The following is a 6,107-nucleotide window of genomic DNA, read 5'->3' on the forward strand; positions in this document are numbered from 1 at the left end:
TCGGCGCGCCCGTGCGGTGGCGGATGAGGTCGAGCAGGTCGCCATGACTGCCTTCTGCGGCATCGGTCCACTTGCCGGGAGTGCCGGGGCCGTGGAGGCGGACGAAGAGGGAGCGGCCGCGGGCGCCGTCGAGGTCGCCCGCGACCCAGTACCGGCCCTGGCGGCGGCCGTGGGGGAGGTAGCGCTGGCAGACCTCTTCGGCGCGCTCGGCAAGCGCGGCGGCGACGGCTGCGGCGGGAGACTGAGCGTATTGCATGGCGGCTCTCCTTCAGGGGGCGAACACCCGGCGCCGGAGGGCGAGCGGGCCGAGCGAAGCGAAGGCGCGAAGCCCGGAGGGTGCTCGCTCGGAACGGGCAGCATGAAAAAAGGGCCGACGCGCGAGGCGCCGGCCCTGGGTGGGAGGAAAGGGAGGCGGAGGAGCCTAGAACGGGATGTCGTCGTCGACGTCCGCCTGCGGCGCGGCCGCGGTGTCCTGCATCGCGGCGTCGGCCGGGGCCTGGGCGCCGTTGCCGTTCGGCTTGTCGAGGAACTGCACCCGGCCGCCCGGGACCAGCAGGATCTCGGTCGAGTAGCGGTCGCCCTCCTCGCCGGGCTTCGACCAGCGCCGGGTCTGGAGCTTGCCGTCGACGTAGACCAGCCGGCCCTTGCGGGCGTGCTTGTCGAGCATCTCGACGAGACCGTCCTGGAAGGTCACCACCCGGTGCCACTCGGTCTTCTCGACCCGCTCGCCGGTCTGCTTGTTGATGTACGATTCGTCGGTCGCGATGCTCATGTTGGCGACGCGCCCGCCGCTGGTGAGGTGGTTGACGGTAACGTCGGCGCCGAGGCGGCCGATCAGTTCCACGCGATTGAGTCCGAATGCCATGGGAGTTCTCCTTCCGTGCTGGTTAGTGACGATGGTCTGCGAGCGTCGAGGGACCGGGGTCCTCCCTCCCCAGCCCCCTTCCGTTCACTCTCCCCAGGCCCTCCTCTCACTCCACCGGTCCGGGCAGCTCCGGACGCGGTCGTCGTCGATGACGTCCTGGACGGCGCCGGGGCCGAGCCCGATCTCGGCCAGCGCCTCGCTGCCGGTCAGGGTTTCTGCGATGTCGAAGTCGATGCCGGACATGTCTGCATCCTCCTTGGCTGTCGGCCTTGCCCGGAGCGCGTGAGGGAGACCGCCTCCCTCCCCCCTACCGGGCCTTCGCCCCGGTGGACGCCTTTCTCCGGCTCTATGGAGAGGATCGGGACCTACGGATGGCCAGCAGGCGCTCGCAGACCGCACGCGGCGGCATCTTGCCCAGGTTGAGCACGGGGATGGCGGCTTCCATTGCCATGCGGATCGCCATCCCGGTGCCTCCGGTGATCGTTCCCCCCGGCGTCCAGGCCACCACGGCATCGACGGGACGGCCGAGACCGACTCCTATGATCGCGGCGTTCCTGGCGTGGAGCTTTCGGACGGCGGGCGAGCACCGGTCCCAGGCGGGATGGAGACGGGCGGCGATGGCCATGCAGGATTCGAGCTCGGACGGCGACAACACTCGGCAGTCCGGCTCCGTGCGCCCGTTGTAGCCGGACCAGGGCAGGTACAGCGTCCTCTGGCCGGCCGGCGCGCCTTCGGCAAACGCACTGTCGGCTCCGGCCGCGCCGCCGCTGTTCAGATGCCAGCCCTGACGCGCGAGCCAGCCGGCCATCACGGTCATGGCGGTCATGATGGAGGGTGGTGTGTTGCGGGCGCCGATGCCGGCATAGGTCAACGTAGTCATGTCATGGTCCTCTCCGGTTGGTGGTTCGAACCGCGCCTCTCTCTACGCACGCGGCTCTCGTCCTCCCATGGCTGTCCTCGAACACAGGCCGGCGGGACGTCCGAGCGGACTGAAACGGCGCCGGGATTCGGGTCGGGTGCGATGTGGAGAACCGGGAATCGATGGCGCGGCGGGGATTCCGGGCGCTGGCGATGCCGTGGGCACCGCACCGGGGCGGTTGCGGCGGTTATGGGCTTGGGAACGGAGGCCGGGCACGCCGGCGAACCCGCGGCCGTTGCCGACGATTGCGCCGATGATGGCGCCGCCGCTGGCGGCCGGGCTGCGGTGGTGTTTAGCCTGTCAGTGGATGGTCCGGCGGCCGCCCTCACGCATGGGATTTCCGGAGCACCTGTGCTACGTTCCGGTCCCACCTCGCTGGAGATGACCACGTAGGAGGCGACCGATGCTAACTCGAACCGTGTTGACAAGGGTGGTACCGTTCTGTCTCGTTCTAGTGTTCTCCATGAGTTCCGCTACGGCATCGGATTCCGATGCGTATCGCCTTGACCGGAATCTGGCGACCACGGATGTGCCGGGTCCCGTCGTTCCAGTCATCCGCACTTCGGAGCTCCGTGTGTCGTCGGGAACGTTGTCGGTCGAGATCGACGGCGGGCAGTACGAACTCGAAACGCTCACGGTCGAGCCTCCGGGTCCTGGACCATTTCCTGTGGCGGTGATCTCCCACGGACAATCCCGGAAACCACGGCAGATCCTGCTGCGCCAGCATCTGCCCTTCGCCAAGGATTTCGCAAGGCGTGGGTACAAGGCTGTGGTATTCGCGCGGCGCGGCTACGGATCGTCTACAGGACCTGTATTCGATCGCCTTGGCAGGGAGCGCTTTGCCGCAGGGTTCTACGTCGGTCCCGGACGAACGGCTGCTGAAGATTACGCTGGCGTTATCGAAGCGCTAGCCCGGCGGCCGGAGATTGATGGAACGAGAGTCATCGCAGCCGGTCAGTCCGGCGGAGGGTTCGCTGTGACGGCGTTGGCCTCTGAACCGCCGCCCGGCCTCATCGCGGTTGTCAACGTATCCGGCGGACGCGGGAGACCGCGGGACTACGTCAATCACAACGAGGACGGCCTCGTAGCCGCTTTTGCCGAGTTCGGCACAACCGCCCGTATTCCGGCGCTTTGGCTCTACTCCGTGACCGACCGGTTCTTCTGGCCGGCACTGGTGGAACGGATGTTCACCGCCTATGCGGACGCAGGCGCGCCCGTGCGTCTGGACTGGACCGGCCCTCTGTGGTTCTCCAACGACGGCCATCGCCTTATGAGCCTCGGCGGGCGTGAGCTTTGGCGCCCACGCATCAGCGCCTTCCTCAAAGCGATTGGCGCGCCGAGTTGGGACCAGGATCCGGGCGATGCGGCGGTCGTATTCGTGCGCCCTCCCGAAAGTCTGAAGAGGAAGGGCCGATGGCAATGGCTTCGTTATCTCGCAACCGCGGGGCACAAGGCGTTTGCCGTTGGAGTTGACGGGAAGTTCAGCTGGTCAGGCGCGCAAGAGAGCCTCGACCGCGCAAAGGGCAGGGCACTGAAACGGTGCAACGCGCGGGGAGGTCCGTGTCGCATTGTCTCCGTAAACGGCCGCGACGCATCGTAACACCGTATCTTTCGCACCAACCGGCTGGGCATGAATCCGGCCGGAGGCCGGCCGGCTGCGCAGCAAGGGTCGGCTGGAATCGACGCCTGCCGCCTACTCGCAGACGATCCCGTCGCCGTCCCGGTCCCACATGAAGGGGTACGCCAGATGGCCGCGGCGGACCGGGGCGATCCCGTGGCGGCGCGCTTCCTGGCAGGTGATCCGGCCGTTGCCGTTGTCGTCCCAGCGTCGGAGGGCTTCTCGGGAGGGAGGGCGGCTCGTCCGGGAAGGCGGCCGGTTCACACGGGGCGGAGGGTCCGGCGCGGACGGTCGGCTCACGAAAACCATTTCCGTGGAGTTGCAGCCGGAGAGCACGCGGTCCAGGGCGGCGGCTTCCCGGCGGTCCACGGTGAGCCCGTACTTGCGCCGGACGTCCAGGACCCGGCCGGCGAACCAGCAACGGTTCATCGGGGGCAGCCACTCGGCGGCGTCATGAGCGCATTTCCCCTTTCGTCCGCACCGGTTGACCTCCGGCGCTGCGAGAGTGAGGTTCAGGAGGTCGCGGGCAAAGGCTCTCTTCGTGGCGGAGTCCGCCCGGCAGAGTCCGCTGTCGTGCGCTTCGGACCTGGCTACGACGTGCTCGATGTCCGTCATGCGGCGGCTGGAGAAGTAGCGGCCGGTGTACGGGCCGTAGATCCTGCCTCCCATTTGAGTGATGATCCGAAGCTCCACCGCCTGCGGGTAGGGATAGTCCTTGGACCGGTACGGAGCGCAGCGGTGCTCCGGGGCAACCGCCAGGCCGCGCCACTCCTCGGCGCCTGGACCATGCGCTGCAACGCCCAGGCCGAGGCAACCGGCGAACAGAACGCAACGGAGAACGAACCGGCTTCGATTCATGGCGCCTCCTTCATGCAGATGGCGGCAGAAGCAGGATGCACTCGGGGTTGCCGCCGAGGTCCTGTCTAGCACGTCCTGCCGTTGCGGTTGAGCCGCCGGCCCGCGTCCGGTTCAGTGCAGGGATTCGTCGTCGACCGCCGGGGCCCAGGTGCGCATGGAGCGGGCGGCGAGGGCCATCCAGTCTTCCCTTGAGTGTCCGAGCCTGGCGTTCAGGCGATCACATAGTTGTTCGGCGGAGGCTACCGTCAAGGCAACGAGGGCCGTGGGCACGTAGCCCTGCAGGCCCTCGAAGATGATGCGGATCTGCTGCGGCTCTTCGCCCAGCTCGTAGCTTGGGCAGAACGCGTAGTTCGGGTCGTCGGGCAGGTTCTGTGCGGTCATGGCGATGCTCCTCGGTTGAGTGAAGCCCGCCGCCGGCAGGCCGGCGGTACGTAGCCCCGGCGGGCCGGCAGCGGGTGGACGGCGGCCGGCCGGCTCCCCCGCTGCGGGCGGCGAGCCGGCGATACGGATGATGGGATGGGCTCAGGCGGCGAGCGGCCAGCGTTGGATGACGCGTTCGAGGAGATCGGGGCCCGGGACGAAGACGCGCATGCGCCACGAGATGATCTCGACGGCGCAGCCCATGCGCTTCAGGACCTCGGTGTCGGAATCCACGGGTCCCTCGATCTCGACCCGGTCGGCGCCCATGATGCGGCGGCGCGCGAGGCGCCAGCCGTTGGCGAGGCCGAGCGCGGTGCCGCGTCCCATGATCTCCTCGAAGGCCTCGGCGCCGGTCATGGCAAGACCGCCCGCGAGGCCGAAGGCCGAACGCACGGCGCGGACCTGCCCGGCGTCGAGCACGCGCCCGATGAGCGCCTCGCCGTCGTCGGTCAGAAGACGCCGCACCCGCATGTTCTCGGAGGGCAGGCGGTCCCAGACCGGCAGCAGGAGCCCCGCCGCGAGCCAGAACCGCGATTCCTTGTGGGACGGGAGGCCCTTGATCTCGGCGTCCCAGAGAGCGCGCCACTCGGTCTCGGCGGCCTTCCGCCAGTTCGAGGCGTCGAGTTCGGCCCTGATCATCGGGTCCCGGGCGGCGGGACGCAGGAGCCGGACGCGCTCCTGCACGCCGCCGTCGTCGAACATGCGGGACGGCGCCGGGAGCACGACCGCGGCGCGGTCCGACCTGTCGTTGACCATCAGGACCGGAACGCCGTCCGTCTGTGCGCCGATCGCGAAGGCTTCGTCCGCGGAGGTGGGTTCCAGCCTGTCGCGGCGCACGATCTCGACCAGCTCGGTGGCCGCTCCGGCGCCCGGATGCTCGTACATCGCCTCCCGGCCGGCAACGGACAGGGAATCGGCCCGCACGGTCTCGACGCCGACCTCGTAGGTTCCCGCCTCCATGGCCTGCTCGATGCCCGCGGCGATGCGGTCCTCCAGTTCCGCGAAGAGCTGGTTCTGCTCGTCGATGGGCAGGGCCAGGAGCCTGTTCAGGAAGCGCGGCATGGGCGGCAGGTCCTCCTTGAGTGCGCCTTCCCAGGTGAGCTTCAGCCCGGTGGCGTCCTCGAAGCGCCCCAGGGACCAGCCGGAGATGTCGCCGCGCCAGAGTGCGAGGTAGAACCGCCGCAAGGCCGCCCTGGCGTAGACGCTTTCGAGGTTGTCGCTCTCGCGGAAGAGCGTAGCGTCGCTGCCGCCCATGGCGGTCTGGGAATCGCGCTGCCCGCGGGTGATGGCGCCCAGGCTGTCGAGCCGCCGCGCGATGGTGGCGATGAACCTGCGCTCGCCCTTCACGTTTGTGGTGACCGGTCGGAAGAGGGGCGCCGAGGCCTGGTGCGTCCGGTGGGTGCGGCCCAGCCCCTGGATGGCCTGGT

Annotated in this window: 8 protein-coding genes; 1 reads left to right on the top strand and 7 read right to left on the bottom strand. The window is 68.9% G+C overall.

Going from position 1 to position 6,107, the window contains the following annotated elements; translation table 11 throughout:
* The 4 genes from OXU42_11295 to OXU42_11310 form a co-directional block, all read right to left on the bottom strand.
* Window positions 1–256 (bottom strand): DNA primase (locus OXU42_11295; GenBank protein MDE0029971.1); only part of this gene is annotated, 256 nt, incomplete at its 3' end.
* A 165-nt stretch (window positions 257–421) separates the two neighbouring features.
* Window positions 422–865 (bottom strand): single-stranded DNA-binding protein, encoded by a 444-nt coding sequence (ssb, locus tag OXU42_11300; GenBank protein ID MDE0029972.1) that lies wholly within the window; start codon window positions 863–865, stop codon window positions 422–424.
* An 84-nt stretch (window positions 866–949) separates the two neighbouring features.
* On the bottom strand, window positions 950–1,108 hold the full coding sequence (locus tag OXU42_11305) for a hypothetical protein (protein ID MDE0029973.1): 159 nt from the start codon (window positions 1,106–1,108) through the stop codon (window positions 950–952).
* Window positions 1,109–1,211: 103 nt separating this feature from the next.
* Window positions 1,212–1,745, bottom strand: coding sequence for a hypothetical protein (locus OXU42_11310; GenBank protein MDE0029974.1), 534 nt, complete (start codon window positions 1,743–1,745; stop codon window positions 1,212–1,214).
* A 442-nt stretch (window positions 1,746–2,187) separates the two neighbouring features.
* Here OXU42_11310 and OXU42_11315 point away from each other — a divergent pair, with 442 nt between their 5' ends.
* Window positions 2,188–3,384, top strand: a complete 1,197-nt coding sequence (locus OXU42_11315) for a hypothetical protein (protein ID MDE0029975.1) — start codon at window positions 2,188–2,190, stop codon at window positions 3,382–3,384.
* 93 nt (window positions 3,385–3,477) lie between these two features.
* On the opposite strand, the gene OXU42_11320 is transcribed toward OXU42_11315, so the two are convergent.
* From OXU42_11320 to OXU42_11330, 3 genes are all read right to left on the bottom strand, one after another.
* Window positions 3,478–4,260, bottom strand: coding sequence for an excalibur calcium-binding domain-containing protein (locus OXU42_11320; GenBank protein MDE0029976.1), 783 nt, complete (start codon window positions 4,258–4,260; stop codon window positions 3,478–3,480).
* A gap of 111 nt (window positions 4,261–4,371) precedes the next feature.
* On the bottom strand, window positions 4,372–4,641 hold the full coding sequence (locus tag OXU42_11325; GenBank protein ID MDE0029977.1) for a hypothetical protein: 270 nt from the start codon (window positions 4,639–4,641) through the stop codon (window positions 4,372–4,374).
* 141 nt (window positions 4,642–4,782) lie between these two features.
* Window positions 4,783–6,107, bottom strand: a 1,325-nt coding sequence (locus tag OXU42_11330; GenBank protein ID MDE0029978.1) for a strawberry notch C-terminal domain-containing protein, incomplete at its 5' end; no start/stop codon positions are given.

The sequence above is a fragment of the Deltaproteobacteria bacterium genome (assembly GCA_028818775.1).
Lineage (GTDB): Bacteria > Desulfobacterota > Binatia > UBA9968 > JAJDTQ01 > JAJDTQ01.

Coding starts and splice junctions, on each gene's coding strand:
- ssb (MDE0029972.1), bottom strand. CDS start 865: ATGGCATTCGGACTCAATCGCGTGGAACTGATCGGCCGCCTCGGCGCC.
- OXU42_11305 (MDE0029973.1), bottom strand. CDS start 1,108: ATGTCCGGCATCGACTTCGACATCGCAGAAACCCTGACCGGCAGCGAG.
- OXU42_11310 (MDE0029974.1), bottom strand. CDS start 1,745: ATGACTACGTTGACCTATGCCGGCATCGGCGCCCGCAACACACCACCC.
- OXU42_11315 (MDE0029975.1), top strand. CDS start 2,188: ATGCTAACTCGAACCGTGTTGACAAGGGTGGTACCGTTCTGTCTCGTT.
- OXU42_11320 (MDE0029976.1), bottom strand. CDS start 4,260: ATGAATCGAAGCCGGTTCGTTCTCCGTTGCGTTCTGTTCGCCGGTTGC.
- OXU42_11325 (MDE0029977.1), bottom strand. CDS start 4,641: ATGACCGCACAGAACCTGCCCGACGACCCGAACTACGCGTTCTGCCCA.